The following is a 26,075-nucleotide window of genomic DNA, read 5'->3' as shown; positions in this document are numbered from 1 at the left end:
GCTGGCTATCCGGTCACTGCCGCACCGGGCTGTCGGCGCCGGACCACACCGGTAACCGCTCGCCGGACCGGTCCGTCCGGAGCAGCGGCGACCGCCGTGAACGCGGCGGCGACGAACGCGATCTGCTCGGGAATGCGGAACCACAGCGGCGTCGCGGGATCACCGTTCAGCGGCACCGATTCCATCGCGGCATGCACATTCGCCGGGAGCATGACCACGAACAGCAACGCCAGCCCCACGCCCGCGGCCGCACGGGTGGGCGGGTACACCAGCGCCACGGCGCCCAGTAGTTCCAGCACGCCGGTCAGGTACACGAGGAAACCGGCGAACGGCAGGTAGGGCGGCACCATCGCGGTCAGGTCGGCATGGCTCGGCATCGCCTCGACGCTGTCGGGCAGGAAGTGCGCCACACCGGTGAACAGCAGCATCACCGCCAGCCCGTGCGCCAGGCACACGGCCCAGCCGGCGAACCGGGTGACGCCGAACCGGCCGAGCAGCCGGAACACCAGCGTCGGCACGAGCAGGAGCAGGAGGGTTTCGAACATGTCTTCCTCGCATGGGTTGGTGCAGGTACCTTGCCGATCCTGCGGAGCGCCCGGCGCCACGTCAGCGCCGCGCGAACGATGCGGCGGATTACGACATCCGCCTATGGTGTTGTGGTGGATTCGGTCACGCTCGATGCTGTCGACTTGGGCTTGGTGCACGCGCTCCAGGTGGACGGGCGGGCCCCGTTCAGCCGGATCGCCGAGGTCCTCGATATTTCCGACCGCACTGCCGCGCGCCGCTATGCCCGGCTGCGCGCGCACGGCGCGGTCCGGGTCACCGGTGTGGTCGACAGCCGGCGCACCGGCGACGCCGAATGGGTGGTGCGGATCCGGGTGCGGCCCAATGCGGCGGAGGCGGTTACCCAGATGTTGGTGCGCAGCCCCGATGCCGCGTGGGTGACGATCCTGTCCAGCGGCACCGAGATCGTCTGCGTGTTCCGCACCGACCCCGCCCACCCGGCGATCCAGTCACTGGCCCGGCACCGCGACGTGCTCGACGTCGAGGCCCACCGGCTGCTGCGCAATCTCATGACGCAGGCGTGGCGCGGCCGCACCTCGGCGCTGTCACCGGATCAGGTCGCCGCCCTCGATCCACCGTCGGGTGAACGCTCGGGCCCGGTCACGCTGACGGAGCTGGATCGGCGGCTGCTTCCAGCGCTCGCCGTCGACGGCAGGGCGCCGTATCCGAGGCTGGCCGGTGCCTCGGGATGGTCGGAATCGGCGGTGCGCAGGCGTGTGGACGAACTCCGCCGCGCCGATATCGTGCGGTTCGACGTCGAGATCGATGCGGCCGTGCTCGGCTACACCTTTCAATGCCTGCTCTGGCTGACGGTGTCGCCCGCGCGGCTCACCGCGGTGGCCGGCGCACTGGCCGCCGACCCGGAAGTCGCGTTCATCGGCGCCATCACCGGCAGCCACAACCTGCTGGTCTTCGCGGTCTGCCGGGACGCGAGCGCCCTGTTCGACTACGTCGCCGAGCGGGTCGGCGGGCTGCCCGGGATCGACCGGGTGGACACCGCCGACGTCTCGCGAATCGTCAAGCGCGGCAGTTCGTCCCCGTGGCCGGGGCGTGCGCCACATCGCCCGTGATTTCGGTTCCCCACCCGTAATCGTGAAGGTGTCGGCGATCTCGAGCCCGAGCCGCCGCAACGTTGTCGCGGCGGGCATGGTCAGGCCAGCGACGGCGGGTGCCGTCCACGCACCCTGCGCGAACGCCGGGATCAGCAGGCCGGTGTGAAGAACAGTCCGGCCCCACACGCGTCGCGACCGGAGACGAAGAACCCCGCGCTGGTCGTGCGGGTTCGAGTTCTGCTGTCCTCGAAGAACTTTCGGGCGTGATCGGGGTCGCCGACGCGGATGGTCAACGCCGCCAGATATGAAGGCGCCGGCGCCGTTTCGCCCGGCAGCACGCGGGCCGCCGCCGAGGCCGGCACGATCTCGATCCGCGCGCGGCCCCCTTCCAGCACCGTCACCGGTCCGGCGGTCCGGGGCTCGGTGCCGAGGATGTCGCGGTAGCGCTGCGTGATCGCGTCCAGCCGCGTGTCCTCGGCGACGATCACGACCGCCGCCAGGCCGAGGGCGCCATTGGGGTGGTCGAGGTAGCGCGGCTGGAGAACGTATTCACGGGTGAGGTGTTGTGCGACACCGACGTAGCCCTCGGCGGTCGAGCGCGGATCCAGGTGCACCGACCGGGCGCGCAGCGTCGCGGGACCGTTCTCCGTGTCGACGGGACGTTCCAGTTCCAGGACGCCGAAGGTCCGCAGTCCCGCCGCATCGAGCCTGGTATCCGTCGCCGCAGCATCGGCGGTATCCAGGCTCAGGATCCGCAGCCCTTCGAACCGCTCCACCATCTGCTTGGTGTGCCAGGGATCCGGCGCGGATTCATCGACGATGCCGAGTAGCTCGATATACGAGTCGCCGAACAGCACACACATATTCGCGGTGCAACCCGCCGTCAACGGCGCGCCGGGGCGCTCGCTGAGCATATGCCGCGACAGTGGGCTGAGGGTGAAGCCGAACGAGCGGTAGCGCACCGCCATGGCGTCCAGATCGCGGTTGACGATGCCGACGTGGTGGAATCCGGTGATGTCGTTTGCCATGGTCACCATGGTCGGAGCGGGCCGGTCCGCAGTCGCGGCGCCGGGGCACGGACGCCTCGATCCGACACCGAAGAGCCGTCGAGCGACGGATTCGGACGCCGCATCGTCGAACGCACTCACCGCCGCTCGAACGACAACTCACGACCGGAACCTACGGACGACACAGGCGAGTGTGGCCACCGGTGCTCGCCGTCGGCATCGATCAGCGATGTGCGCGCAGATACTCGTCGTGCTCGAGGTCCTCGCGGTAGAAACGTCGCGTGAGCCCGGCCAATCGGGTGATCTCGTTGGTGAGGGCGGCGGGGCCCGCGGGTTTGGCGACGATGGGGTCGCCGGTGCGCACGTAGTAGCGGCCGTCCTCGTAGTCCATCCACCAGAAGCTGCGGCAAAAGGCCGGGCGGGCGTCGACGGCGGGGCCGGGGAAGATCATGATCTCGCCCAGTGAGCGGCGTTGCCGCTGGAATACGCGATCCAATTGCTGGGTGAGGCTGAGTTCACCGACGTTGCGTACGTAGCGGGAGCGGTCGGCGCTCAGGTCCGCGCGGCGCACCTCCACGGCGGGTCGGGTGCCCGCCTTCGCGGGCGGCAAGGCGGCGACGGCCTGCGCGGGCACCTGGTTCGCCGCGCAATTGGTGACGATCACGTCGCCGCCGATATCGGCGGACGTGCCCGGCAGCTGCACCAGCGTCGCGCCGGCGCTTCCGCGCATCGCGCCGTGAAAGCGGTAGGTGCGGGCCATATCCCGGCCGCCGTACCCCTTGACCTCGATGCGCACCTCGGGCTCGCGCAGGAGGGCGAGCACATCCACCAGTTCGGTGGAGTAGTACTTCTCCAGCAGGACGTCGACGGCGGCTTCGCGTTGGCGCCGCAGATCCTCGAAATCGTCGGCGACCGGTCGATAGCGCAGCGGGTACGGCAGCCGGTCGTGGCCGTACGCGGACCAGAGGATCTCGAACTCCAGGCCGGTGAACCGCCAGGTAGCCATGTGCTCACCTCCCCAGCTGACCTTCAGCGCACCCTACCGCCCGGTTCCGGGCGCGGCAACAGTCCCGCGTAGCCGCTGCCCCGTCACTCCTCCACCGGATCCGGGACCGGCTTGGGCCGTCCGGTAATGAGCCCGACCACCGGTTCCACCACCCGCGCGGCCACCGGGCCGAGCACCGCCATCAGCAGCACGTAGGTGGTGGCCAGCGCGGCGAAGCCGTCGGGCACCGCGCCCGCGGCGACCGCAAGTCCCGCGATGACGATGGAGAATTCACCGTGCGCGACCAGCGCGGCGCCCGCGCGGGCCCGGCCGAGCTCGGTGGCGCCGGAGCGCGCCGCCGCCCACCAGCCGGTCGCGATCTTGGTCGCGGTGGTGATCACCGCCAGCAGGACCGCCCAGCCCAGGACCGGCGGGATGGTGGCCGGGTCGGTGCTGAGCCCGAACAGCACGAAGAACATGGCCGCGAACAGGTCCCGCAGCGGTTCCAGGATCTTGGTGGCATTGTGCGCGGTGGAATCGGAGATGGCGATGCCGAGCAGGAAGGCGCCGACCGCCGCCGAGACCTGCACCGCGGAGGCGACTCCCGCCACCAGGAGCGCGGCTCCGAGTAGCTTGAGCAGGAAGATCTCTCGATCGTCGCTGGCCACCACCGCGGAGACGTACCGGCCGTAGCGCAGCGCGACGACGAGCACGACGGTAATGGCGATCAACGCGATACCGAGGGTTTGCAGCCCCGCGACGAATCCGACGCCGGCGAGCACCGCGGTCAGCACCGGCAAGTATCCGGCCATGGCCAGGTCCTCGAACACCAGGATCGACAGCACGACCGGCGTTTCCCGGTTACCGAGGCGCCCGAGATCATTGAGCACCTTGGCGACGATCCCCGACGACGAAATGTAGGTGACGCCCGCCATCGCGATGGCGCCGGTGGCGCCGAGGTCGAGCAGCAGGGCCACGATCACGCCCGGTGTCGCGTTCAACGCGATGTCGAGCAGCCCGGCGGGCCAGGATTTGCGCATGCCGGTGACCAATTCCGCAGCGCTGTACTCGAGCCCGAGCAACAACAACAGCAGCACCACGCCGATCTCGCTGGCCAGGTGAATGAACTCGTCCACCTCATGGAGTTCGACCAGCCCGCCTTCGCCGAAGACCAGACCACCGATCAGATACAGCGGAATCGGCGACATGCCGATCTTCGCCGCGATCCGCCCGAGCACCCCGAGTCCGAAGAACACCGCCCCCAACTGGATCAAAGCCAGCGCGGTTGCACTCACCTGCACCGGTCAGCCGTCGGTCAGGATCCGGGCGGCGGCATCGAGCCCCTCACCGGTACCGACCACTACCAGCAGATCTCCCGCGGTCAACGCGAAATCCGGCCCCGGTGACGGGATCACCTGACCGGCCCGCATCACCGCGACGATCGACGACTTGGTCCTGGTGCGCATCCCCGTCTCGCCCAACGTCCGCCCGTCATACGGCGAACCCTCCAGGATCGGCAGTTGCCGGGTGTTGACGCCGACCATTTCGCGGTGTTCTTCCCGCAACTGCGCCACCAACTGCGGCGCACCCAGCAGATTGGCCAGCACCCCCGCCTCGTTCTCGCTCAGCGGAATCTGCACCGTGGTATCGGGATCACCGACCTTGGTGAAGATCAGGTCGATACTGCCGTCTTTGTGGTCGATCACACCGATACGGCGACGGACACCCGTCAGCTGAAAATCTTTGCGCACACCGATTCCCGGCAGCGGGGTCACATCCACGTTCACACCATCAACCCTAACGGGCGACACCGTCACCGTCAGGGAGTGTCAACCGTGGTTCACTCGGGCAACGCAGGGTCAGTACGCCGTCAGCGCAGATCAGTCACGGTGACGCGTGGGATCTCGGGTCAACCACCACGTTCCGCCGATAACGAGTAGCGCGAAGATCAGCAATCCGGCGCCGAACACGACCAGGATCCAGATCCGGGAGGCAAGATCCAGATTGCCGTTCAACGTAACGTTCAGCGAACCGACGGCGAACGCGATGACTGCGGCGAAAACTGCCACCAGTTCGACGGCTCGGATGATCGAGCGGCGGGCGAGTCCCGCGGTGTCGGCTACCGCCTGTTCGTGCCGATCGAGCCGCAGCTGCTGTTCGGCGGCGCGGCGGGCATCGCTGCGGGCCAGCAGGATCGAACGGCGCACCTGGAGGAACTGTTCGGACAGCAGTTCGTGAGTGCTGCGCCAACCCGTTGCGGGCAGCAGGCGCAGCGCATCATCGATGGCAATGAGGGCGGCGTCATGATCGTCGCAGAGGAAGAAGCCGAGCGCGAGGCGGAACCGGAACAGGGCGTTGGCCGGATACTCGGCGATCGCTTCGGCGGCCTTGCCGCGCAACAGTGCGCCCTGCTCGTCGAATGGCACCGCAGCTTCGAGCGCATGCAAAGCGATATCGATCGATGCGTGTGTGCGATCCGGGGCGTTCCACGACTTCTCGAACAGCCTCATGGCGTGCTCGTTGGTGATCTGCCTGCTACCGAGGCCCGCGAAGGCTTGCAGGGCGATGAACAGCGGCTGCTCGCGATGGCGGCCCGCCGCCGTCGCCAGGGGTGAGGAGACGAGAAACAGATTCAGCTCGTCGAAGGAGAGATTGGCACGCAATTTGCCCGCGTGGTACAGCGTGGCGAAATAGGCTCGGCTGCAATCGGCGTCGTCGTTGGCGATGATATCGGCGGTCGCATCAGCGATCTCGGTCAGCGATTCGACCGTTCCGCGGGTGATGAACGAGTAGCCGATCGCCCATTTCTCGACGATCGGCTGCCGGCACGCCGCATCGATGCGCTCGGTGACCCATCCCGCGCATTCCACCGCCGTCGACAGCGTTGGCTCGGCACTGAATCGGAGGTTCCAGTATCGGTCCGCGCAGATCAGGAATGGGTCCGTTGCGAAATCCGCTGAGCGCACATCGAATTGCGGTTCCACGCCTTGTGCGAGATAGCGCCGCGCGAACGTATCGCATTCCCGCTCGAGCTCTCGCGTCCCCGGCGCGGCACCGGCGACCAGCCTCGCCAACTCGGCTTCGATCACAGCATGATCCACACCTGCCCCTGCCTCCCACACGGCACCAGTCCGACTTCGTGCATGCCTACCACATGAGCGCCGGTCGAGCTCGGATGGCACACTCTCGGCCATGAGGGTCGAGGTGATCACGGCGGTACATGCGGACTACGCTCGTTTCCTTTCCGCCGCATGGTCTTCGCTTCGGTCCCAGACCCATCCCGACTAGACCTGGCTGGTGCAGGTCGACGGTCCGGCTGCCCGGGTGCGCACCGCGCTGGTCGACTGCGGCGCGGCAGGCGATCCCCGAGTCCGTATCGCCGCCAACGGCACCCGGGAGGGCCCGGGAATCTCCCGCAATGTCGCCCTGGGACGAGCGAGCGCACCGCTGATCCAGAATCTGGATGCCGACGACGAGCTCGAGCCCGATGCGCTCGAGGTCCTTGCCACCGCACTCGCCGAGCATCCGGCGGCCGGTTTCGCCGTAGGCCCAGCACGCGACCTGCTCGGCTCCGGCGATCTGGTGGAATTCCCGGTTCCGTTCCCGCCCGGCGTGATCACGCGCGGCAGCCTAGCCCGCCATTGGGTCACCGATCTCGATGCCTACCGCCTCCCCGTCCACCCTGCCGGGGTGATGTGGCGGCGAGGTCTGCTGATCGCGGCCGGTGGCTGGTCGGCGCTACACAATATGGAGGACACCGGACTTCTGATGAGTGCCTCCGCACTCGCACCCGGCGTGGTCGTGGACCGGGTGACCCTGCGCTACCGGCGCCACCGCAACCAACGCTCCACCCAAAGGCAAATCTTCGAGGGGGGAGCAAATATCACTTGTGCGTCAACGTGCGGCCGCACTCCTCGCCGGTCCTGGATGGGAACCCGCGCCGACGGTCGGCAGCGTGTAGGTGAGGCCGCTGCGGGGGCCGCAGGTGAGCACCGCGCGCCGCCAAGTCGCGCAGCCATCGAATGGATGACTGGAGCCGGCGCATGCCTGGGGCAGATGTACCAATGCGGGGGGCGGGGTCAGGTGCCTCCGGGTGTCTCCGGCTGAGGTGGTTCCGAGCCCGGCTTCGACGAGTATGCGACACCTCCCACAAGCGCAAGCTGGTTCCGTAGCCAGGCTCGATAGTCGTCGTCGGACCAGCCGCGTTCGATAACGAAGTGCTGGTACGCAGCGGAATCGGTGATAAAGGCAAGGACGTCGGAAACCATGGTCTCATCGCCGGGCTTCGCCAGCCCGCGTGCGATGAACCATCCGGCCGCTTTCTGTAGTTCTCCGCTCCGGCGGTGTTCGAGCTCTGCGACCCGGTTCGCCACGGTGGCGTCGATCGCCGCGGCAGTGTGCACAACAGCCCATAGCCGCGCCGACCGGGCATGCGCTGCGGTGAGGAAGGTGGCTGCGGCATCGAGAGCGCGGCCGGTATCCGGGTCGGAGAATGCTGCCGACAGCTCGTCGGTGTCGAGAACCGCTCCACCGCTGGTGAATTCGCGCATCACCGCGTCGAGTAGGAGGGTGCCTTTCGTGCCGGCCGCATGGACGGTGGCTACCGCGACACCGGCGTGGTCGGCAATGTCGGCCACGGTCGTGGCGACGAATCCTCGGGTTGTGAACAGATCGCGGGCGGCATCCAAAATTCGTGCGCGGGTGCCGGCGGCCTGGGCAACGCGCCGGGTTGTGTCGTAGCGGCGTGGCATATGTCCTCACTTTGGATATAGTCGACTATATCGAAAAGGAGTGGGGATGGCTCGTTACTTGTTGTGTGCTACTCCGGCGGGTGGACACGTACACCCGGTTCTGGATGTCGCGGGCGGCCTTCGGCAGCGGGGCCACGATGTCACGGTTCTCACCGGATCGCGGTTCCGATCCGCTGTCGAAGAGGCGGGAATCGCCTTCCGCTCCTTAACCGGAGCCGCGGACATCAACGACCGCGAACCCGATTCCTTCCTGCCCGACCGCGGCCGATATCGCGGGCTGCGACTGGCCCGGTACCAGCTGCGGCGAATGTTCATCGATCCGATTCCGGCCCAGGCGAAGGACGTCGCCGACGCAGTCCGGGATATCGCGGCCGACGCTGTGATCGTCGATTCGATGTTCCTCGGGGGCCTTCCGATGCTGCACCGTCCCGAACGACCGCCCGTCGTCGCGTTGGGAGTGTCGCCGCTGTCGATGCCGGGACCGGAGGTCCCGCCGTACACTTCGGGCCTGGTTCCTGTCGCCGGTGCCTTCGGACGCATCCGCAATCGCGCCCTGAACGCGGCCATGATGGCGGCATTCAAGGGCCTGGAGCGCGCAGTCGGCGAGGCCGTCCGATCCGTGTCCGGTCAGGGGCTGGACGGCGGGCTCTTCGGGATCGCCCGGCATTACGACCGCTACCTACAGCTGGGGCCCGCGGAGTTCGAATATCCGCGCGGCGACTTGCCGGCAGGCTTCCGTTTCGCCGGTCCCCTCGGGCTGGACCGCACACGGCCCTCGACGGACCTGCCGCAGTGGTGGCCGGAGCTCGACGGGCGACGCGTCGTCCATGTCACTCAGGGAACCGCGGCGAACGCCGATCCGTCCGCATTGATTCGCCCGACCATCGACGCGCTCGCCGGAACCGATCTTCTCGTCGTCGTCTCGACCGGCGGCGAACCGGTCGAGCGTCTCGGCCGGCTGCCGCGCAATGTGCGGGCCGAACAGTTCATCCCGCACACGGCGTTGTTCGCCCATGTCGACGCGTTCGTCACCAACGGCGGGTACGGCGCGGTGACGAACGCGCTCGGCCACGGCATCCCGATCGTCATCGCGCCCGGTGGCGAGGACAAACGCGAGGTCGCGGCACACGTTCGCTACTTCGATGTGGGTATCGACTTACGCCGCGAACGCCCTCCCGCGGAGGCGATACGCGCAGCCGTCCATCGAGTCCTCGACGAGCCTCGGCACCGTGACGCCGCACGCGCCATCGCACAGGCGTGCGGCCGGTATCGTCCGCACGACATCATCGCCGACGAACTGAGGGCGGCGGTCTCGGAACGACGAACCAGCAGGCTCGGCTAGCGGGATCCAGGCCATCCACCGACGTGCAAGGGCGTAACGCCGGGCCTGGCGAGCGTCAGGTGAAGATCTCCTCCGCGGTGGCGGCGGTCGTTGCGAGGTCGAGCCAGTGGTGCAGCGTTTCCAGGTCCGTGCACGACCGGATCCGGGCGCGGGTCGAATCGGTGACCGGGAGACCGCGACGCTCCAAGACCCGGATGACGCTGCCGGCCGCCTCCTCCGCGCGACCTTGATCGCGCAGGCGCTCGGTGGTGACAGTGCGGATCATCGATGAGCTCAGGGTCATCAGGTGCCTCCAGGTGTCTCCGGCTGGTGTGGTTCCGAGGCCGGCTTCGGTGAGCAGGGCGAAAACTTCGGCGTCGTTGTCGTCGATGCTCTGCAGCGCTGCGGCCAGCGCTTTCAGTATGGCACCGATGTCGGGGTCGTTCACATGGGTGATGGCGGAGAGCGCGGCCAATGGGACGTTGACGGCGGCTTCGGCCGGGTCGGTGACGATGGGGACGTTGTGCGGGCCGAGGACCAGCGGAAACGCGGCGAAGCTCGTGCGGCCATGTGTAGCGGCGGTGATCGGGTTATCGGCCCAGCGGGCGATCGTCTCGTCCTGGCAGATCACGAGTAGATGCGGGACCTGCTGATATCTGTTGTGCAGATACGTGAGGTAGTAGGGCCAAGAGGCAAGCTTGCCGCGGTCCTTGCTGCGCTGGGCTTCGACCACCAGCAGGAAGGTTTCCTCCCGCGTGGTGATACGCAGCAGGGTGTCGATGCGGCGTTCGAGCGGTTCGATCTCGGTGACGTCGGTCGGGAGTAGTTCAACCACGGTGGGCTCGCCGAACGGGAGGTCCAGGATCTGGATGGTTTGGGTGAAGACACCGGGTTGATTCTCGAAGATCCGGTGCATTGCCTCATGCTGTGCTCCGACCATGCGGCGACGCTATCGGCCGGGCGACGCGCGGCCATATCGCGCACGGCGTGTGCAGTGGATATCGGTGTGTCGGGGTGACGACGCGACTGCTGTGGGCGGTGTGCCGACCAGCACCGGCTCGATGCCATCACTTGGATCGGCCGGTCGACGCACCAAACGGAACGAGTAGTGCACTACTCGTGGCAATGCCGGTTTGCAACACCAGAATCGGCCCGTGTTACGCCGTTGTCTCACACGGCGATTCCATCGGATATCCATAGGTCGAGGGGTTGGTGTATGGCGCAAGGTCAGGAGCGGGAGACGGTTTCGACGCCTGGGGCGGTGACGCTGCTGGGCGGAGCGGGAGCTCGGAGGCGAGGGCTAGGGGACCTCAGGGCTGCGGGGTGCGGGACCCGGCGCGTCGGACCGCCGCGCTCCCGACGACCGATCCCCGCGACCCCGCCTCCTGACCGAACACCCGCCACCGCACAGAGATTCGCGGATCACGTGGTCCGTGCGACGCTCGAGATCCTCGACCGGCGCCGGCCGATTACTCAGCTCGACGCGGTGGCGAGTCCCGATGTCGTCGCCCGCATCCACACGCTGGCTGCCGGTGATCTGGCACCTGGTCGTCAGCTGGGACCTGCTGTGCCGATGCGGGTGACCGTTTCGATGGACGAAGGTCCCGATGCCGAGGTGTGCGCCCGCTATCGCCGGGGTCCCAGACTCCTCGCGCTGGCTGCCCGAATCACCTACACGCGACGCCATGGTTGGCGGTTGACGGCGCTACGAATCGGATAACGCGGTGTGACGTCAGCCCGGCGGTCGGGACGGCACGCGGGCGAAATCGTGGCCGGTGCGGTTCATGGTGGCCAGCAGGCGTAGCAGCTCGGCTTTGAAGGGGCAGGGGGCGCAGGTGGTGTGGTAGGTGAGCATGGATTCGAGTTCGTCGCGGAAGAAGCCGGAGCCGGGTTTCGGGGCTTCATGATTGACGGGGATATCGTCGGGGAAGGCGCGGTCGGCGTTCGGGCCTGTCACCTACCACCGCCCGGGGTGCGCAGGGCCAGACGGGTGCCGCGGGGCAGGTAGCCGGCGGGGTGGACGACGAGCAGATCGCACCGGTCGAGGACGTCCTGGGCGCGGTGAGCGAGATGGTGCAGGCTCGGAGTCACGATGGCCGACACCTCGAGCTGCTTCACCTTCACCAGCAGCCACGGCAGGATGTCGGACTCGGATTCGATGACGGTGCGCGCCACCGAATACCCGCGCCGGGCCGCGAAGGCCCGCGCCTCCATCTCGAAGCCCGCCCGCCGCTTCGCGCAGCATGACTTGTTCAGATACACAACGGCTTTCATTGCTTCTCCCCTGCTGATATGCGATGGTGGGGCGCACGACGGCGAGGTTCAGGGATTCAGGGGCAGGAGAACCCGGCAGAACCATCCGCGGCCCGAGCGCTCCAGGCTCGGCAACGGATGTGCGGCGAGGCTTTCCCGCCGTCGTGCGCTGGGACCAGTACACAGGGACTGCCCAGGTCACGGAAGCTTTCGCAGGGCCGATCGCCGGACTTTCTCGCAAGATTCCATGGCCGGAAGGTTCCGCATTCCAATCCGGTGCACGTTCGCATTCCAATCTGGAATCAACACCGCGTGAAGGGGACTCGATGGAGACAGGGGACAGTACTTTTGCCCGACGCCAGATCGGCAAACAGCTGCGGTACCTACGCGAGACGTCCGGGGTGAGCGTCGATGTGGTGAAGAAGGCGCTCGGGGTCTCCACCCAGACGATCTGGAGGATGGAGACCGGGCAGCCGACGAAGATCGGGCGGTTGCACATCAAGGAGCTGTGCAGGTTGTACGGTGCGCCGGAGAGCACGACCACGATCCTGCTCGAGCTCTTGGACGGCGCGACCCGGAAGTCCTGGTGGCATGCCTACGGCGACGCCGTGCCGCGCCATTTCGACCTGTACCTCGGACTCGAATCAGCTGCGTCGAGACTGATCACCTACCAGCCGTCATTGCTGCCTGGACTCGTGCAGACCGAGGAGTACCGACGTGCGGTGATCTGGTCCGCCAACCCGGAAATGCCGAAGGCGGAAGTCGAGCGCAGAGTGGAAGTCGCCACCCGGCGGCAAACTCGGCTCGAGGACCCCAGTTTCGAAGTAGAGATCCTGCTCAACGAGGCGGTACTTCGTCACCAGATCGGAGGCGCGTCCGTGATGGCCGAGCAACTACACCACCTGGCAGAGATCGGACGGCTGCCTACCGTCACGATCAGGGTCCTGCCAATACGCAAGTGCCACATCGGATTGGGAGTAGGAGTGTTCAACCTGCTCGAATTCCCGCCGAGCCGCACAGTATGGCTGTCAGAGCCGCCGATTGTGTACATTCAGGGCTATGCCTCGGCTCAGTACCTCGAGCGGCCATCGGAGGTCGACTTGTACAAGTCGGCGGCTGCCGCTATGCGAAAGGCTGCGCTGAGCGAGGAGCACGGTGCGGCGATGGTCAAAGAGATCGCGGAGGAACACAGCCATGAACGCTGATCGACATGGAACATGGTTCAAGAGCACCTACAGCAACGCATCTCAGGACTGTGTTGAGATCACCCATTTCGACAGCGGCCGCGTCGGCGTTCGGGACTCCAAGGATCCATCTGGCCCGGCGTTGACTTTCACCCCCGCCGAGTGGGATGCGTTTCTCGCCAGCGCACGCCGAGGCGAGCTCGGACGACGATGAACGCCACCGATCTGCCCGAAGCCCGCTGGTTCAAGAGCAGTCATAGCAGCCCGTCGCAAGACTGCGTTGAAATCGCCCATTTCGACGGCGGCCGGGTCGGGGTCCGCGACTCCAAGAACCCCACCGGCCCGGCACTCGCCTTCACTCCCGCTGCCTGGGACCGGTTCCTCGCCAGCACCCGCAGGGGCGAATTCACCCGCCCCTGAGCGCTTGAAAGCCGACCGGACTGCACACCGAATGGCACATGAGTACGGCGAACGTCGAGATAGCCCTACCTCATGTGCCACTCGGGAAGCCGGTCAGGCGGTGCGCGCCTTCTCGGCGGCGACGACCACGTGGCGCATCAGCAGGGCGGTGGTGACGGGGCCGACGCCGCCGGGGACGGGGCTGAGTCCTTCGGCTTTCCCGCGCACGGAGTCGGCGTCCACGTCGCCCACGATGCTGCCGTCGGCGGCTTCATTGGTACCGACGTCGATCACGACGGCACCCTCACGCACGTGCTCGCCGGTGACCAGCCCGATGCGGCCGGCGGCGGCGACGACGATGTCGGCGGCGGAGGTCACCGCGGGTAGGTCGGTGGTGCGGGAATGGCAGACGGTGACGGTGGCATTCTCCGCCAGCAGCAGCTGGGCCAGGGGTTTGCCGACGACGTTGGAGCGGCCGACGACCGCGACATGCCGGCCGGACAGCGGGATCTGATGATGCTTCAGCAGCTCGACCACGGCTTCGGAGGTGGCGGGCACGAAACCTTCCAGGCCCGTGGCGAGCAGGCCGAGCGAGAGCGGGCTGACGCCGTCGACGTCTTTGGTGGCCGCGATGGCCGAGCTCACGTCGTCCAGGGTGACGCCCGAGGGCAGCGGGGTCTGCAACATGATGGCGTCGGTCGCGGCGTCGGCGCTGCGGTTCGACAGTTCGGCACGGATCTCGTCCGCGGTCGCCTCGGCACCGAGATCGACAGTGTCGCAAGCGATTCCGAGCCGCTCGGCGGCCTTGCGGAGCGAGTTGACATACCAGGCGCTGGCCGGGTCTGCGTTGGCGACGATCAGCGCGAGTTTCGCGGCGGCTCCGCTGTCGGCGAGTGCCGCGGCACGCTGCTTGGTATCGGCATTGATGGCGGCGGCAAGTTCCTTGCCGGTCAGCGAAACGGTCTCCACGGGGCCTCAGCATAACCGGGCAGCCGCGATCGGCTGCGCGCCGGAGGGCGGCGCCGCGCGGATCGGAGGGCACCGGCGGCGGATTTCCGGCCGCAATTCCCGCGCTCGCGGGCTCACCGGCCGTATCGTGATGAGTGTTTGCCACCGGCTAACTGCCAGCTGACGTACCGAAAACCCGTGTCACACGTGGAAAGGTGTCGACTGTAGTGAAGATCTCGAGGCATATGAAGAACCTGGTCGCGGCGATGTTCGCCGCCACGACCATCGCCGGGCTGGCCGCCGCGCCCGCCCAGGCGAGCCCGGAAACCGACGCCCTCTACAACTCCGCCCAGCGCCACTTCACCGCCGGCAACGACGCCGCGGGCCGCGATGATCTGCGCAGGCTCATCGGCGCCGACCCCAACGATGCCGAGGCGTTGTCATTGCAGGCCATCTGGTCCCATTACGCGGGCGATGTGCCCGCGTTCGCCGATGCGATGGGCCGGTTGCGCGCGGTCGACGCGGGAATGGCCGCCGGTACCGATCATGTGGTGAACGCGATCGGGGCGGCGGTGGCGACGCTGCCCAATCCGCTGCCCGCGCTGGTCGGCCCGCAGACCGGCATCGTGGTGCTCGGCTACGGCCTGCTGCCCGACGGCTCGCTGCGGCCCGAGCTGGTGAACCGGCTCACCGCCGCGTGGATCCAGGCCGTCGCCTCGCCCTTCTCGCCGGTGATCGTGACCGGCGGCAACCCGCAGAACGGGGTCGCCGAGGCCGATGCCATGTTCCACTGGCTCGTCGGGCGCGGCCTGCCCGCCTCGCGTATCCATGTGGAGAACCGGGCCGGGTCGACGGTGCAGAACGCGCTGTTCAGTTCGCGGATGCTGCGTGATCTCGGCGCCACCAGCGCGGTCGTGGTGACCTCGCCGAACCACATCCGCCGCGCCGTCGCCGACTTCATCGTGGCGGGGACCCATGTGGTCGGCGCGATGACGTCGCTGGAACAGCTGGTCTCGCAGCTGCCGCCGCCGAACCGCCAGGCCCAGCGCGGCATCTACCTCGACGCAACCCGCACCTTCCAGCTGGCCACCGCCCGCTGAGGGCGTTTGAAAAGCGGCGGAACGCATCGAGCCGCCGAGACCCGCCAGGCCGTCACATCACCTGGCCGGCAGGCACACTGAGTACCGCCCCGACCGCCGGCGGGGTGTCGCGCTGTCTACCGAATAGCCGCCCTGCGCGGCGGATATTCGCGTGCAAGGTGATCGCCGGCCGAATAGAACTGGACCGGTGAACGATCTGACCTTCGACGCCGTCGTCGGCCGTTTGCGCGCGGCCGGGTGCGTGTTCGCCGAGGACGAGGCGCGGCTCCTGCTGGACGCGACCAGCTCCGCGGACGAGATCGACCGGCTGGTCGACCAGCGGGCTTCGGGAGTTCCGCTGGAGCACCTGCTCGGCTGGGTCGAATTCCGCGGCATCAGGGTCGGGATCCGGGCGGGCGTGTTCGTGCCGCGGCAGCGCACGGCGTTCCTGGTGGACGAGGCGGCGGCCCGGGCGCGCGCCGAGGGCCGGACCGAACTCGTGGTGGTCGATCTGTGCTGCGGGTCGGGTGCGCTCGGGCTGGCGCTGGTCACCGAGCTGGCGGAGATGCGCATCGAGCTGGACGCCGCCGATATCGACCCGGTCGCGGTCGCGTGCGCGCGGGAGAACCTCGCGCCGATCGGCGGCCGCGCTCACGAAGGTGATCTGTTCGCGGCGCTACCGCCGGCTCTGCGCGGACACATCGACATCCTGCTGTGCAACACCCCGTACGTGCCCTCGGACGAGATCGCCCACATGCCACCCGAAGCTCGCGATCACGAACCCGCCACCGCGCTCGACGGCGGACAGGACGGACTCGACATCTTCCGCCGCGTCGCCGCCGAAGCCTCCGAATGGCTCGCTCCCGGCGGCCATCTGCTGGTCGAGATCAGCGAAGAACAACGATCCACCGCCACCGCGATCGCCACCGATGCCGGACTCACCCCGAGGATCGCCCACTCCCCCGACTTGTACGCGACGATCATCGTCAGTACTCGCTGAACCGCCGCGACTCAGGTCCCCGGGTCCGCGAGCGATTCATCGGATGGTGTCGCGTCGACGCCGCATGGACGCCGTCTGCCGGGAGGGTAGACCGGATCCGGGTGGTGCCCGAACAGGTAATCGCGGAAGGTGCGCAGATATTCGGCGAACTGCGTGCGATCAAGGAACGCGGTCGTGTCCGGGTCGAACCAATCGCTCGGCATCGGCCGTCGGGCAATGACGTAGTCGAGCGCTTCGCGCACCATGACCCCATAGCTCGGCACCTCGATGATGGCGCGGCGCAATTCTGGTGCGTAACGCCACATCTGATCGCCCAGGTAGGTGTAGGGCATGCGCCCGACCGGCCACAGCAGGCTATCGACATGCGGTATCTCGTCCCACCACTCCGGCAGCGGGTCGGGGCGCACGCAGGCCCCCGGCCGTTCGGGGGAATCGGTGAGGCGTTCCGGGGTGGAGCCGGGCGCAGCGGGGTTTCGGCCGACGCCGCGAGGACGCCATATCGGCCCGCGCCGGAGGTTGCTCGGCGGATACCAGACACCGCGCCACACAGAAACTCCCAGATGGCAAGGGTTCACCGAAAGTTTCTCCGCGAGCGAGATATCGACCGTGATGTGCCGCACCGGAGGTAGCTCTGCGCCCTCGGGAAGCAGATCCGCCACCATCGACAAGCAGTCCCGAACGTCGAATCCGGTCACGCCCACGCCTTGGCTCAGCGGCCAGGCAGGTCGTTCACTCCCCAGATCGAATTCGATCCAGAATCGCCGCACCGTGGACATTCGCCCACCGTGCCACATCACCGTGCCGAGAGCTAACCGACGATTCGTCTCGAATCGTCGGTCCCGAACCCGGCGATCGGATCGCGCCCGCCCCGAAGGCATGCGACCGGGAGTTCGATCGAACCGGACCGGCGCATCACTTGCGCCCGGTGAATTCCTCCATCGAGCGGTACACACCCACCGTGTCGAGGAACAGGTCGCGCAGTTTGATCGGCAGCAGGCCCGACAGCGCCTTGTTCAGTCGCGAGGTCCACGGCAGGATCACCAGGGCGCCACCGTTCTTCATCTCCTGCCAGGAGGTATCGACGACCTCGTCCTGCTTCAGGATCGGGGTGAGCAGGAAACCCTTGGCGCCGTCGAACATGCCGGTGTCGATGTAGGTCGGGCACACGGTGGTCACCTTGACGTGATCGTGGCCGGCCTGTTCGAGTTCGATGCGCACCGAATCCGACCAGCCCAGCGCCGCCCACTTGGAGGCCGCGTACACGCTCATCCGCGGGTTCGACACCAGGCCGGCCGAGGACGCGATGGTCAGGACCCGGGCCTGTCCGGTGCCGGCCACCATGGCGGGCAGGAACTCGAGGGTGACATACATCGGCGCCAGCGAGTTGATCGCCATCGTCTTGTCGATGTCGGCGCGGTTGGTGGTCTCCCAGAAGTAGGTGTTGCCGCGCACGATTCCGGCGTTGTTGACCAGGATGTCGATATCGCCGACCTCGTCACGCACCGCCTGTGCGGCCTCGCTGATCTGGTCCGGGGCGGAGACGTCGACGATGAAGTGGTGGATGGTGCCGCCGAGGGCGGTCAGCTCGGCGGCGGTGTCCTTCAGCGCGGCCTCGTTGATATCCCACAGCACCACCGCAGCGGCGCCCTCACGCACGGCGCGTTCGGCGAACAGCTTGCCCAGACCCATGGCGGCGCCGGTGACCAGGACCTTCTTGCCCGCGACCGTGTCCAGTTTCATGATTGTCGTCCCTTGTTCGATGGATGGTGGTCTGCGGTCACTTCTGGCGCAGCGTTTTCATGACGCCGAAGTACAGCGTCATGGTCTTGGCCCACAGCTCTTCCGACATTCCCGGCAGCGGGGCGACGGGCAGCATCCGCTGCACCGCGATGGTCTGGGTGTCGATGTATTTGAGCAGGCCCTCGGGGCCGTGGCGGCGGCCGGTGCCGGAGATCCCGAGCCCGCCCGAGGGCGCGTCGACGCTGCCCCAGGCCGCGATGAAGCCTTCGTTGACGTTGACCGACCCGGCATTGATCCGCGCCGCCACCTCGCGTCCACGGGCGGTGTCCTTGGTCCAGACACTGGCGTTGAGTCCGTAGGCGGTGTCGTTGGCCTGTTCGACGGCCTCGTCATCGCTGGCGACCCGGTACACCGACACCACCGGGCCGAAGGTTTCCTCGCGGTAGACCGTCATACCCGGCCGCACGCCGGCGAGCACGGTCGGCTCGAAGAAGTACGGGCCGAGATCGGGGCGGTGCTTACCGCCGGCAAGCACCGTCGCGCCCTTGGCGACCGCGTCCTCGACGTGCGCGCGCACCGTGTCCAATTGCCGCTGGAAGGTCAACGAACCCATATCGGCGCGGTAGTCGAGATCGGCCCCGAGCTTCACGGCCTCGACATTGGCGACGAACTCGCGCACGAACCGGTCGTAGACGGCGTCGTGGACGTAGATGCGTTCCATCGATTCGCACAGCTGACCGGCTGAGGCGAAGCAGGCGCGCACCGCGGTCTTGGCGGCGGCCGAGACGTCGGCGTCGGCCAGCACCAGCAGCGGGTTCTTGCCGCCGAGCTCGAGGGAGTAGCCGATGAGCCGCTCGCCCGCCTGGGTGGCGATGGTGCGGCCGGTGGCGCTGGAACCGGTGTAGTCGACGTAATCGGCGCGGCCGATCACCTCACCGCCGATCACCGCGCCACGACCGAGCACGATCTGCCACAGGCCCGCGGGCAGGCCGGCGCGCTCGGCGGCATCGACGGCCCACAGGGCGGTGAGGGCGGTCTGGTTGTCCGGGCGGCCGACGACGGCGTTGCCGGCCACCAGGGCGGGCAACGCATCCGAGACGGCCAGCGCAAGCGGGTAGTTCCACGGCGAGATGACCGCGACGACGCCCTTGGGTCGATGCCGCACGTCGACCTTGGTCAGCACCGGCAGCACACCGCGCGGCTTGCGGGTGGCCAGCAGCTTCTCCGCGACCGAGGCGTAGTAGCGGGAGTTGACCGCCACGTCACCGACCTCGTCGAAGGCGTGTACCCGGGACTTGCCGGTCTCGGTCTGCACGATGTCGAGGATCGCGTCCTGTTCCTTCAGCACGATGTCGTGGAAGCGGCGCAGCACCGCGACCCGCTCCCGGATCGGGCGCGCCGCCCACTCACGCTGGGCCTGCCGGGCACGGTCGAAGGCCGCGTCGATATCGGCGGTCGAGGACTGCGGTAGGTCGGCGATCTTGCGGCCGGTCGCCGGAGCGAAGACCTCCACCGATGGCGCACCGCCCGCGGCGGCACGAGCGAGCAGCGGTTTCACCAGCGCCGGGGACAGCGCTTCGGCGTCGGCGTGCCGGGCAGTCGTCATGAGCGGCCTTCTCCTGCGGATCGGCGGATTAATTGAACAGTGGTGTTAGATTAATATGCGTGACGAGCTCCATGTCAAGCTCTCCGATGTGCAGCACAGCCGTGAACCGATCCGCGCGATGATGGCAGGCCATGTCTGAGACCACCGCACGGCGCGGCAGGCCGCCGCAAACCAAGCAGCAGGCCGAGCAGGTGCGGTCGCGGATCGTGCTCGCCACCGCCGAGGTGTTCAGCAGGACCGGCACGCGCGGATTGAGCGTCGCCCAGATCATCGAGCAGGCCGGTATCGCCCGGCCCACCTTCTACCGCTATTTCGCGAATGCCACCGAGCCGCTGCTGCTGGTGCTCGACGCCTCCAACGAGGGCTTGGTCGAGGGCATCCGCAATGCGCTCACCGTCACCGCCGAAGGCGTGGAACTCGGCATCCGCCTCATCGACGCGTTCCTGGATTGGGCCCGCGGCCACGGCCCCATGCTGCGCCCACTGTTCGCCGAACTGCACGATCCGGCCTCCCCGGTATCCGGCTACCGCGAGCGGGCCCTCGACGAGATCCGCGCGACCGTGCGGGAGAAGTTCAGCGAGCTCGGCCGCCCCGTGCCGTCACCGCTGGATCTGGACGCCGCACTGCACGTCTGCGAGTACGTGGTCTACCGCATTTCGGCCGGCGCCGAGCCCGGGTCCGAGCCCGACTCGGAGACCGTCGCCGCCGCCCGCGTCACCATGATCCGCGTCGTACTGGCAACTCTCGGCAATACCGACGATCTGAACTACGCGATGGAGTTGCCCGGCATATTTCCGGCCGCGCCACGGTGACCGGCGGGCCTTACCGCGCAGGCCCGGACCCGCACGCGCAGTGAAGTCACTCACAGCGGAGCACGAATCCGACGGCACCGCACGGCCTTCCGCGACGATAGCCACGTGTTAGCCGGAGCGCGATGAACGGCCAGTGAGGAACTGTGGCGTTCCCGTCAGCAGGGTGGCCGATCGCCAACGGGTCATAGCCACGGGGTGTCCAGATTAGTGATACCGCACGATACAGGAACTAGAAAGCACTGAGCCGCAGCATCGTTCGTCACTTCGTCGGATTCCGGCGCTAGTTACCGTCGGGTAATGTCCGCGGCGTCGATCACCCAGGAACGATCCCGAACGCATTCGTCATCGATTTCAGGAGCCCACGTGCTGCATTCTCGATTCGAATCCATCGGCGCCTATCTGCCTTCGCACACCGTCACCACCGATGAGGTGTTGTCCCGGTTGGCAATTCCGCCGTCATTCGATCTGGAGCGAATCACCGGCGTGAAAGAGCGCCGTGTCCGCGACACCCGCCCTGGCCACGAGGAGGATTCGTTCACCTTGGCCATGGCCGCCGCGAACGACTGTTTGTCCAGGTCACGTTATGCGGCAACAGAACTCGACGTCATCATCTCGACCTCGATCACGCGCAGCAAGAACGCGACCCGGATGTACATGGAGCCGTCGTTCGCCTCGGCGATCGGGCGCGCACTCGGCGCAACCAACGCCATCACATTCGATATCTCGAATGCCTGCGCCGGAATGCTCACCGGCACCTACATTCTCGACAGAATGATTCGGTCGGGCGCGGTCCGCAATGGTCTCGTGGTGAGCGGTGAAGCCATCACACCTATTTCCGATACCGCGGTGAACGAGATCTCGGAGAAATACGATCTGCAATTCGCCTCGCTCACCGTCGGCGATTCCGGCTGCGCGCTGGTGCTCGATCAGGCGGTCGACGATGCCGACAAGATTCATTACATCGAGATGATGACGGCCTCGGAGTACTCGCACCTGTGCCTCGGCATGCCGAGCGACAAGACCCAGGGCGTGGCCCTGTACACCGATAACCGCAAGATGCACAACGAGTCCCGGTTCCTGCTGTGGACCGACACCCAGCGCAACTTCCTGGCCGAGCGTGGTCGCAGCTTCGCCGACGAGGAATTCGACTACATCATCCACCACCAGTTCGGCGCCGCCGCCGTGCCGTACATGAACGCGATCGGTGAACGGGAGTTCGGCACCCCGATGCCGCCGGACCTCAATGTCATCCACAAGTACGGAAATACCTCCACCACATCGCATTTCATCGTGCTGCACGATCAGCTCGGCGAGGACAACATTCCGGCCGGGTCGAAGCTGCTGATGATTCCGGCGGCCTCGGGGGTCGTCACCGGTTTCCTGTCCACCACCATCTCCTCCCTGAAGGTGTGATCATGGGCGTACGTATCACCGCCACCGCTGTCAGCCGGGCCGAGGACACCCGCAGCGTCGTCGAGAACAGCGGCCGGGCCGCGCGGCACTGCCTGGAACGGGCCGGGGTGCGGCCCGAGCAGATCGGGGTGCTGATCAACGCGGGCATCTTCCGCGATTCGAACACCGTGGAGCCGGCCGTCTCCGCGCTGATCCAGAAGGCCGCCGGTATCGGGCTCGAGTACGGCGTCGACGACCCGCGCACCTTCTCCTTCGACCTGATGAACGGCGCGGTCGGGGTACTCGACGCGGTCCGGGTGGGCACCGCGATCCTGGAGACCGGCAGCGCGACGCACGTGCTGATCGTCTCCGGCGACACCCATCCCTCGCTGACCCGCACTGCCGCCACCGAGGACTTCCCGTACGCGAGCTCCGGCGCGGCGCTGCTGCTCGAATCCACCGGCGGCCCCGAAGGATTCGGCCGCGTGCACAGCCTCAGCGGCGCCGGCGGGCCCGGAATCGAGGCGTACGTCGATACCGCGACGATGGGCACGGTCGGCCGCACCCTGATGACCGTGGTGCGCGAACCCGACGTCGAGCAGCGGTTGCTGGCACTGGCGACGGAGGCGGCGCTGGCCGCACTGGCCGACTCCGGTCACGCCGATCTGGCCGCCACCGCGCTCATCGCTTCCACGCCGAGCCCGGACTTCCCCGCGCGGCTCGCCGAATCACTCGGCATCGCCGCTGATTCGGTGCTGCTGCCCGACCTCGCCGACGGCGATCCGCATACCGCGGCCCTCACCCACGCCTACGACCTGGCGGCCGCAGGCGATGGCCTCGACCGGCACACCCACGTGCTGTTCGTCGCCGCGGGTGCGGGCCCGTCGGCGGCCGCGGTGCTGTACCGGCTGCCCGATCGCGCGGCGAGCGCCGGAGCGGCGGCGTGAGCACGGCGACCTACTGGCAGGCCATCGATCGCTTCCGCGCGGTGGCGCAGACCGACCCGGAACGCGATGCGGTCATCTTCCCCGCGCACGTGCCCGAGGCCGGGCCGCCCACCTATCGGACGCTGAGCTACCGCGAGTTGGATCGCTGGTCCGACACCATCGCCGAGCGCCTCACCGGCGCCGGGGTCGCCGCGGGCACCCGCACCATCGTGCTTGTGCTGCCGAGCCCGCAGCTGTACGCGATCATGCTCGGGCTACTGAAGATCGGCGCGGTGCCCGTGGTCATCGATCCCGGGATGGGCCTGCGCAAGATGGTGCACTGTCTGCGCGCGGTCGAGGCCGAGGCGTTCATCGGGATACCGCAGGCGCATGCGGTCCGGATACTGTTCCGTCGTAGCTTCCGGCGGGTACGCACCAGCGTCACCGTCGGGCGGCGGTGGTGCTGGGGCGGCGACACGCTGGCCGCATGGGGTCGCGAGCCGAGTGGTGCGGTACCGGACCGGGCACCGGCGGATCCGGGCGAGGTCCTGCTCATCGCCTTCACCACCGGCAGCACCGGCCCGGCCAAGGCCGTCGAGCTCACCCACGGCAATCTGGCCGCGATGGTCGACCAGGTGCACGCCGCGCGCGGTGGCATCGCGCCGGACACCTCCTTGATCACCCTGCCGCTGGTCGGCATCCTCGATCTGCTGCTCGGCGCGCGCTGTGTGCTGCCGCCGCTGATTCCGAGCAAGGTCGGGTCCACCGATCCGGCGCATGTGGTCGACGCGATCACCCGGTTCGGGGTGCGCACCATGTTCGCCTCCCCCGCCGTGCTCATCCCGCTGCTTCGCCAACTGCGGCGGCGGCCGACGCCGTTGCCGACCCTCGACAGCGTCTTCTCCGGCGGCGCGCCGGTACCGCACTGGTGCATCGCGGGGCTGCGCGAGGTCCTGCACGACGAGGCCAGGGTCTACGCCGGATACGGGTCGACGGAAGCACTACCGATGTCCACCATCGAATCCCGGGAACTGCTGGACGGGCTCGTCGAGCGGACAGAGCGCGGGGCGGGCGTCTGCATCGGGCGGCCCGCCGAGGGCATCGCGGCGCGGATCGTCGCCATCACCGACGATCCCTTACCGACCTGGACCGAGGCCGAGAAACGCGCGCCGGAACTGAACGGCACGCGCGGAATCGGTGAGCTCGTGGTGGCGGGACCGAACGTCAGCACCCGGTACTACTGGCCCGAGCGGGCCAACACCGCGGGCAAGATCGACGACGGCGCCCGCATCTGGCATCGCACCGGCGATCTGGCCACCATCGACGAACAGGGCCGGATCTGGTTCTGCGGACGCAAGTCTCAGCGCGTCGTCACCGCCGCGGGACCGATGTTCACCGTCCAGGTGGAGCAGATCTTCAACACCGTCGCGGGCGTCGCCAGGACCGCCCTGGTCGGGGTGGGCGAGCCGGGTGCGCAACGCCCGGTGCTGTGTGTGGAACCGGAAGCCGGCGCGGACACCGCATCGGTGGTGACGGCCCTGCGGGCGCTGGCCGCGCGGTCGGAACTCACCGCCGCGGTGGACCACTTCCTGATCCACCCGTCGTTCCCGGTCGATATCAGGCACAACGCCAAGATCGGCCGGGAGAAACTCGCGGTCTGGGCCGCGAAGCAGTTACGCGGAAGTGGGGCTCGATGAGAACGGCCGCCTTGCGCGCGATTCCCGTCATCGGCTGGTTGTACCTGGTCGCCGGGCTCATCGCGGCGTCCGCAGGCAGGGCGCCGGCGCATCGGCTACCGCGTGCGCTGTGGTGGATCGACGCGTTCCTGAGCGTCGTCGTGCACGCGGCGCAGATTCCGTTCGCGCTGCGCGCCGCCCGTGGCAGCGGCCGTTCGGCGGGCGAAATAGCGCTGATGACACAGATTTTCGGGCTCACCTGGTGGCGCACGATGGACCACGGGCAGCGGGAGGACACGCGATGAAGATTCTGGTGACAGGTGCCTCCGGCTTCCTCGGCGGGGCGCTGGTGCGGCGACTGGTGCGCGAGGGCGGGCACCAGGTATCGATTCTGGTGCGCCGCACCAGCAGCCTCGGTGATCTGGGCGAGCTCGCCGGCGTCCGGGTGGTCACCGGCGATCTGACCGACGAAGCCTCGCTGCGGCGGGCCACCGAGGGCATCGATGTGGTGTTCCACAGCGCGGCCCGGGTCGACGAACGCGGCACCCGCCGCCAGTTCTGGGCCGAGAACGTGCGCGCCACCGAGGTTCTGCTCGACGCCGCCCGCGACCACGGCGCTTCGCGTTTCGTGTTCATCTCGAGCCCGAGCGCGCTGATGGATCGCGACGGCGGCGACCAGCTCGACGTGGACGAATCACTGCCGTATCCGCGCCGGTACCTGAACCTGTACTCCGAGACCAAGGCCGCCGCCGAGCGCGCGGTGCTGGCCGCCGACGCACCCGGATTCCGCACCTGCGCGCTGCGGCCGCGCGCGATCTGGGGTGCGGGCGACCGCTCCGGCCCCATCGTGCGGCTGCTCGGGCGCACCGCCGAGGGCGCGCTGCCCGATCTGTCGTTCGGGCGCACGGTGTATGCGTCGCTGTGCCATGTGGACAACATCGTCGACGCCTGCGTGAAAGCCGCGACCGTCGACGGCGCCGCGGTGGGCGGTAAGGCGTACTTCATCGCCGATGCCGAACGCACCGATGTGTGGGGGTTCCTCGCCGCCGTCGCCGGCGACCTCGGCTACGCCCCGCCGGCCCGCACCCCGAATCCACGGGTGGTGCGCGCCGCCGTCGCGGTGATCGAGGCGATCTGGCGGCTGCCACCGGTGGCCACCCGCTGGTCGCCACCGCTGTCGCGGTATGTGGTCGCGTTGCTCACCCGCTCGGCCACCTACGACACCGCTGCCGCGGCCCGGGATCTCGGCTACCAGCCGATCATCGACCGGGACACCGGTCTCGCGTCCTTCCTGACCTGGCTCGCCGCCAACGGCGGCGTCACCGAACTCACCCGGACGCTGCGCTAGCCCCGCGCACCCGTCCCACCGATCAGCGAGGT

General features: G+C 68.0%; 29 protein-coding genes. 15 read left to right on the top strand and 14 right to left on the bottom strand.

All coding sequences use genetic code 11. The features are described from left to right. Positions 1 to 5: 5 nt before the first annotated feature. Positions 6 to 545, bottom strand: coding sequence for a DoxX family protein (locus GV790_RS09975; RefSeq protein ID WP_175585844.1), 540 nt, complete (start codon positions 543 to 545; stop codon positions 6 to 8). Positions 546 to 659: 114 nt separating this feature from the next. Between GV790_RS09975 and GV790_RS09970 the strand changes: the two genes are divergently transcribed. Further along, positions 660 to 1,634 (top strand): AsnC family transcriptional regulator, encoded by a 975-nt coding sequence (locus GV790_RS09970; protein ID WP_163812844.1) that lies wholly within the window; start codon positions 660 to 662, stop codon positions 1,632 to 1,634. 131 nt (positions 1,635 to 1,765) lie between these two features. On the opposite strand, the gene GV790_RS09965 is transcribed toward GV790_RS09970, so the two are convergent. The 5 genes from GV790_RS09965 to GV790_RS09945 all read right to left on the bottom strand — a co-directional run bounded on the left by GV790_RS09965 (position 1,766) and on the right by GV790_RS09945 (position 6,697). Next, positions 1,766 to 2,644, bottom strand: coding sequence for a VOC family protein (locus tag GV790_RS09965; RefSeq protein WP_256673165.1), 879 nt, complete (start codon positions 2,642 to 2,644; stop codon positions 1,766 to 1,768). A 202-nt stretch (positions 2,645 to 2,846) separates the two neighbouring features. Next, complete coding sequence (locus GV790_RS09960) at positions 2,847 to 3,629, bottom strand: ESX secretion-associated protein EspG (RefSeq protein ID WP_163812840.1); 783 nt, start codon at positions 3,627 to 3,629, stop codon at positions 2,847 to 2,849. Between the two features lie 83 nt (positions 3,630 to 3,712). Beyond that, positions 3,713 to 4,903, bottom strand: a complete 1,191-nt coding sequence (locus GV790_RS09955; RefSeq protein WP_163812959.1) for a cation:proton antiporter — start codon at positions 4,901 to 4,903, stop codon at positions 3,713 to 3,715. Between the two features lie 9 nt (positions 4,904 to 4,912). After that, positions 4,913 to 5,395 carry a cation:proton antiporter regulatory subunit gene (locus GV790_RS09950; RefSeq protein WP_163812838.1) on the bottom strand — a complete coding sequence of 161 codons (483 nt, stop codon included), beginning with the start codon at positions 5,393 to 5,395 and terminating at the stop codon, positions 4,913 to 4,915. Between the two features lie 93 nt (positions 5,396 to 5,488). Beyond that, positions 5,489 to 6,697, bottom strand: a complete 1,209-nt coding sequence (locus GV790_RS09945) for a hypothetical protein (protein WP_163812836.1) — start codon at positions 6,695 to 6,697, stop codon at positions 5,489 to 5,491. Positions 6,698 to 6,905: 208 nt separating this feature from the next. Between GV790_RS09945 and GV790_RS09940 the strand changes: the two genes are divergently transcribed. After that, a complete protein-coding gene (locus GV790_RS09940; protein ID WP_218586393.1) occupies positions 6,906 to 7,715 on the top strand; it encodes a glycosyltransferase family 2 protein in 810 nt (269 codons plus the stop codon). On the opposite strand, the gene GV790_RS09935 is transcribed toward GV790_RS09940, so the two are convergent. Then, positions 7,688 to 8,359 (bottom strand): TetR/AcrR family transcriptional regulator, encoded by a 672-nt coding sequence (locus GV790_RS09935; protein ID WP_163812834.1) that lies wholly within the window; start codon positions 8,357 to 8,359, stop codon positions 7,688 to 7,690. The genes GV790_RS09940 and GV790_RS09935 overlap by 28 nt on opposite strands. A 46-nt stretch (positions 8,360 to 8,405) precedes the next feature. On the opposite strand from GV790_RS09935, the gene GV790_RS09930 reads away from it, so the two are divergent. Next, positions 8,406 to 9,701 carry a glycosyltransferase gene (locus GV790_RS09930; protein ID WP_163812832.1) on the top strand — a complete coding sequence of 432 codons (1,296 nt, stop codon included), beginning with the start codon at positions 8,406 to 8,408 and terminating at the stop codon, positions 9,699 to 9,701. Between the two features lie 55 nt (positions 9,702 to 9,756). Here GV790_RS09930 and GV790_RS09925 read toward each other — a convergent pair whose 3' ends face one another. After that, positions 9,757 to 10,620: a hypothetical protein gene (locus GV790_RS09925; protein ID WP_163812830.1), complete on the bottom strand. Its 864-nt coding sequence runs from the start codon at positions 10,618 to 10,620 to the stop codon at positions 9,757 to 9,759. A gap of 276 nt (positions 10,621 to 10,896) precedes the next feature. Between GV790_RS09925 and GV790_RS31870 the strand changes: the two genes are divergently transcribed. Then, on the top strand, positions 10,897 to 11,400 hold the full coding sequence (locus GV790_RS31870; RefSeq protein WP_228816218.1) for an Rv3235 family protein: 504 nt from the start codon (positions 10,897 to 10,899) through the stop codon (positions 11,398 to 11,400). Between the two features lie 12 nt (positions 11,401 to 11,412). Here GV790_RS31870 and GV790_RS09920 read toward each other — a convergent pair whose 3' ends face one another. Further along, positions 11,413 to 11,637, bottom strand: a complete 225-nt coding sequence (locus tag GV790_RS09920) for a hypothetical protein (protein WP_163812829.1) — start codon at positions 11,635 to 11,637, stop codon at positions 11,413 to 11,415. Further along, entirely contained in the window at positions 11,634 to 11,954 is a 321-nt protein-coding gene (locus GV790_RS09915; protein WP_163812826.1) for a hypothetical protein, read from the bottom strand. Before GV790_RS09915 ends, GV790_RS09920 begins: the two co-directional genes overlap by 4 nt. Positions 11,955 to 12,259: 305 nt before the next feature. Here GV790_RS09915 and GV790_RS09910 point away from each other — a divergent pair, with 305 nt between their 5' ends. Genes GV790_RS09910 through GV790_RS09900 form a run of 3 tightly spaced genes read left to right on the top strand, consistent with a single transcriptional unit; the run spans position 12,260 to position 13,537 of the window. Next, entirely contained in the window at positions 12,260 to 13,138 is an 879-nt protein-coding gene (locus GV790_RS09910; protein WP_163812825.1) for a helix-turn-helix domain-containing protein, read from the top strand. Further along, positions 13,128 to 13,331 (top strand): DUF397 domain-containing protein, encoded by a 204-nt coding sequence (locus GV790_RS09905; protein WP_163812822.1) that lies wholly within the window; start codon positions 13,128 to 13,130, stop codon positions 13,329 to 13,331. The genes GV790_RS09910 and GV790_RS09905 overlap by 11 nt, the downstream gene beginning before the upstream one ends. Then, a complete protein-coding gene (locus GV790_RS09900) occupies positions 13,328 to 13,537 on the top strand; it encodes a DUF397 domain-containing protein (protein WP_163812820.1) in 210 nt (69 codons plus the stop codon). Before GV790_RS09905 ends, GV790_RS09900 begins: the two co-directional genes overlap by 4 nt. Before the next feature lie 93 nt (positions 13,538 to 13,630). Here GV790_RS09900 and GV790_RS09895 read toward each other — a convergent pair whose 3' ends face one another. After that, positions 13,631 to 14,485, bottom strand: a complete 855-nt coding sequence (locus GV790_RS09895; protein WP_163812818.1) for a bifunctional 5,10-methylenetetrahydrofolate dehydrogenase/5,10-methenyltetrahydrofolate cyclohydrolase — start codon at positions 14,483 to 14,485, stop codon at positions 13,631 to 13,633. A 224-nt stretch (positions 14,486 to 14,709) separates the two neighbouring features. On the opposite strand from GV790_RS09895, the gene GV790_RS09890 reads away from it, so the two are divergent. Both GV790_RS09890 and GV790_RS09885 read left to right on the top strand, forming a co-directional pair. Then, positions 14,710 to 15,564 (top strand): YdcF family protein, encoded by an 855-nt coding sequence (locus GV790_RS09890; RefSeq protein WP_163812957.1) that lies wholly within the window; start codon positions 14,710 to 14,712, stop codon positions 15,562 to 15,564. Positions 15,565 to 15,751: 187 nt separating this feature from the next. Then, on the top strand, positions 15,752 to 16,543 hold the full coding sequence (locus GV790_RS09885) for a putative protein N(5)-glutamine methyltransferase (RefSeq protein WP_163812816.1): 792 nt from the start codon (positions 15,752 to 15,754) through the stop codon (positions 16,541 to 16,543). Positions 16,544 to 16,554: 11 nt separating this feature from the next. On the opposite strand, the gene GV790_RS09880 is transcribed toward GV790_RS09885, so the two are convergent. From GV790_RS09880 to GV790_RS09870, 3 genes are all read right to left on the bottom strand, one after another. Then, positions 16,555 to 17,319 (bottom strand): hypothetical protein, encoded by a 765-nt coding sequence (locus tag GV790_RS09880; protein WP_163812815.1) that lies wholly within the window; start codon positions 17,317 to 17,319, stop codon positions 16,555 to 16,557. 136 nt (positions 17,320 to 17,455) lie between these two features. After that, positions 17,456 to 18,283, bottom strand: coding sequence for an SDR family oxidoreductase (locus GV790_RS09875; RefSeq protein ID WP_163812813.1), 828 nt, complete (start codon positions 18,281 to 18,283; stop codon positions 17,456 to 17,458). A gap of 37 nt (positions 18,284 to 18,320) precedes the next feature. Beyond that, a complete protein-coding gene (locus GV790_RS09870) occupies positions 18,321 to 19,889 on the bottom strand; it encodes a succinic semialdehyde dehydrogenase (RefSeq protein WP_163812811.1) in 1,569 nt (522 codons plus the stop codon). 131 nt (positions 19,890 to 20,020) lie between these two features. Between GV790_RS09870 and GV790_RS09865 the strand changes: the two genes are divergently transcribed. The 6 genes from GV790_RS09865 to GV790_RS09840 all read left to right on the top strand — a co-directional run bounded on the left by GV790_RS09865 (position 20,021) and on the right by GV790_RS09840 (position 26,043). Further along, the gene (locus GV790_RS09865; RefSeq protein WP_163812809.1) at positions 20,021 to 20,701 is read left to right on the top strand and encodes a TetR/AcrR family transcriptional regulator; all 681 of its coding nucleotides are present in this window, start codon (positions 20,021 to 20,023) and stop codon (positions 20,699 to 20,701) included. Between the two features lie 363 nt (positions 20,702 to 21,064). Next, a complete protein-coding gene (locus tag GV790_RS09860) occupies positions 21,065 to 22,114 on the top strand; it encodes a 3-oxoacyl-ACP synthase III family protein (protein ID WP_163812807.1) in 1,050 nt (349 codons plus the stop codon). A 2-nt stretch (positions 22,115 to 22,116) separates the two neighbouring features. Then, a complete protein-coding gene (locus tag GV790_RS09855) occupies positions 22,117 to 23,040 on the top strand; it encodes a hypothetical protein (protein WP_163812805.1) in 924 nt (307 codons plus the stop codon). Next, entirely contained in the window at positions 23,037 to 24,716 is a 1,680-nt protein-coding gene (locus GV790_RS09850) for a fatty acid CoA ligase family protein (RefSeq protein ID WP_163812803.1), read from the top strand. Before GV790_RS09855 ends, GV790_RS09850 begins: the two co-directional genes overlap by 4 nt. Beyond that, positions 24,713 to 25,000: a hypothetical protein gene (locus GV790_RS09845; protein ID WP_175585843.1), complete on the top strand. Its 288-nt coding sequence runs from the start codon at positions 24,713 to 24,715 to the stop codon at positions 24,998 to 25,000. The genes GV790_RS09850 and GV790_RS09845 overlap by 4 nt, the downstream gene beginning before the upstream one ends. Continuing rightward, positions 24,997 to 26,043: an NAD-dependent epimerase/dehydratase family protein gene (locus tag GV790_RS09840; RefSeq protein WP_163812801.1), complete on the top strand. Its 1,047-nt coding sequence runs from the start codon at positions 24,997 to 24,999 to the stop codon at positions 26,041 to 26,043. Before GV790_RS09845 ends, GV790_RS09840 begins: the two co-directional genes overlap by 4 nt. Positions 26,044 to 26,075: the final 32 nt, after the last annotated feature.

The sequence above is a fragment of the Nocardia cyriacigeorgica genome, from assembly GCF_010858045.1.
Taxonomy (GTDB): domain Bacteria; phylum Actinomycetota; class Actinomycetes; order Mycobacteriales; family Mycobacteriaceae; genus Nocardia; species Nocardia cyriacigeorgica_E.
Note: the sequence above shows the minus strand (reverse complement) of the source record. Positions and strands in the feature narration are given on the sequence as shown.

Coding starts and splice junctions, on each gene's coding strand:
- GV790_RS09975 (WP_175585844.1), bottom strand. CDS start 545: ATGTTCGAAACCCTCCTGCTCCTGCTCGTGCCGACGCTGGTGTTCCGG.
- GV790_RS09965 (WP_256673165.1), bottom strand. CDS start 2,644: ATGGCAAACGACATCACCGGATTCCACCACGTCGGCATCGTCAACCGC.
- GV790_RS09960 (WP_163812840.1), bottom strand. CDS start 3,629: ATGGCTACCTGGCGGTTCACCGGCCTGGAGTTCGAGATCCTCTGGTCC.
- GV790_RS09935 (WP_163812834.1), bottom strand. CDS start 8,359: ATGCCACGCCGCTACGACACAACCCGGCGCGTTGCCCAGGCCGCCGGC.
- GV790_RS09930 (WP_163812832.1), top strand. CDS start 8,406: ATGGCTCGTTACTTGTTGTGTGCTACTCCGGCGGGTGGACACGTACAC.
- GV790_RS09925 (WP_163812830.1), bottom strand. CDS start 10,620: ATGGTCGGAGCACAGCATGAGGCAATGCACCGGATCTTCGAGAATCAA.
- GV790_RS31870 (WP_228816218.1), top strand. CDS start 10,897: ATGGCGCAAGGTCAGGAGCGGGAGACGGTTTCGACGCCTGGGGCGGTG.
- GV790_RS09915 (WP_163812826.1), bottom strand. CDS start 11,954: ATGAAAGCCGTTGTGTATCTGAACAAGTCATGCTGCGCGAAGCGGCGG.
- GV790_RS09910 (WP_163812825.1), top strand. CDS start 12,260: ATGGAGACAGGGGACAGTACTTTTGCCCGACGCCAGATCGGCAAACAG.
- GV790_RS09905 (WP_163812822.1), top strand. CDS start 13,128: ATGAACGCTGATCGACATGGAACATGGTTCAAGAGCACCTACAGCAAC.
- GV790_RS09900 (WP_163812820.1), top strand. CDS start 13,328: ATGAACGCCACCGATCTGCCCGAAGCCCGCTGGTTCAAGAGCAGTCAT.
- GV790_RS09890 (WP_163812957.1), top strand. CDS start 14,710: ATGAAGAACCTGGTCGCGGCGATGTTCGCCGCCACGACCATCGCCGGG.
- GV790_RS09880 (WP_163812815.1), bottom strand. CDS start 17,319: ATGTCCACGGTGCGGCGATTCTGGATCGAATTCGATCTGGGGAGTGAA.
- GV790_RS09875 (WP_163812813.1), bottom strand. CDS start 18,283: ATGAAACTGGACACGGTCGCGGGCAAGAAGGTCCTGGTCACCGGCGCC.
- GV790_RS09870 (WP_163812811.1), bottom strand. CDS start 19,889: ATGACGACTGCCCGGCACGCCGACGCCGAAGCGCTGTCCCCGGCGCTG.
- GV790_RS09865 (WP_163812809.1), top strand. CDS start 20,021: ATGTCTGAGACCACCGCACGGCGCGGCAGGCCGCCGCAAACCAAGCAG.
- GV790_RS09855 (WP_163812805.1), top strand. CDS start 22,117: ATGGGCGTACGTATCACCGCCACCGCTGTCAGCCGGGCCGAGGACACC.
- GV790_RS09845 (WP_175585843.1), top strand. CDS start 24,713: ATGAGAACGGCCGCCTTGCGCGCGATTCCCGTCATCGGCTGGTTGTAC.
- GV790_RS09840 (WP_163812801.1), top strand. CDS start 24,997: ATGAAGATTCTGGTGACAGGTGCCTCCGGCTTCCTCGGCGGGGCGCTG.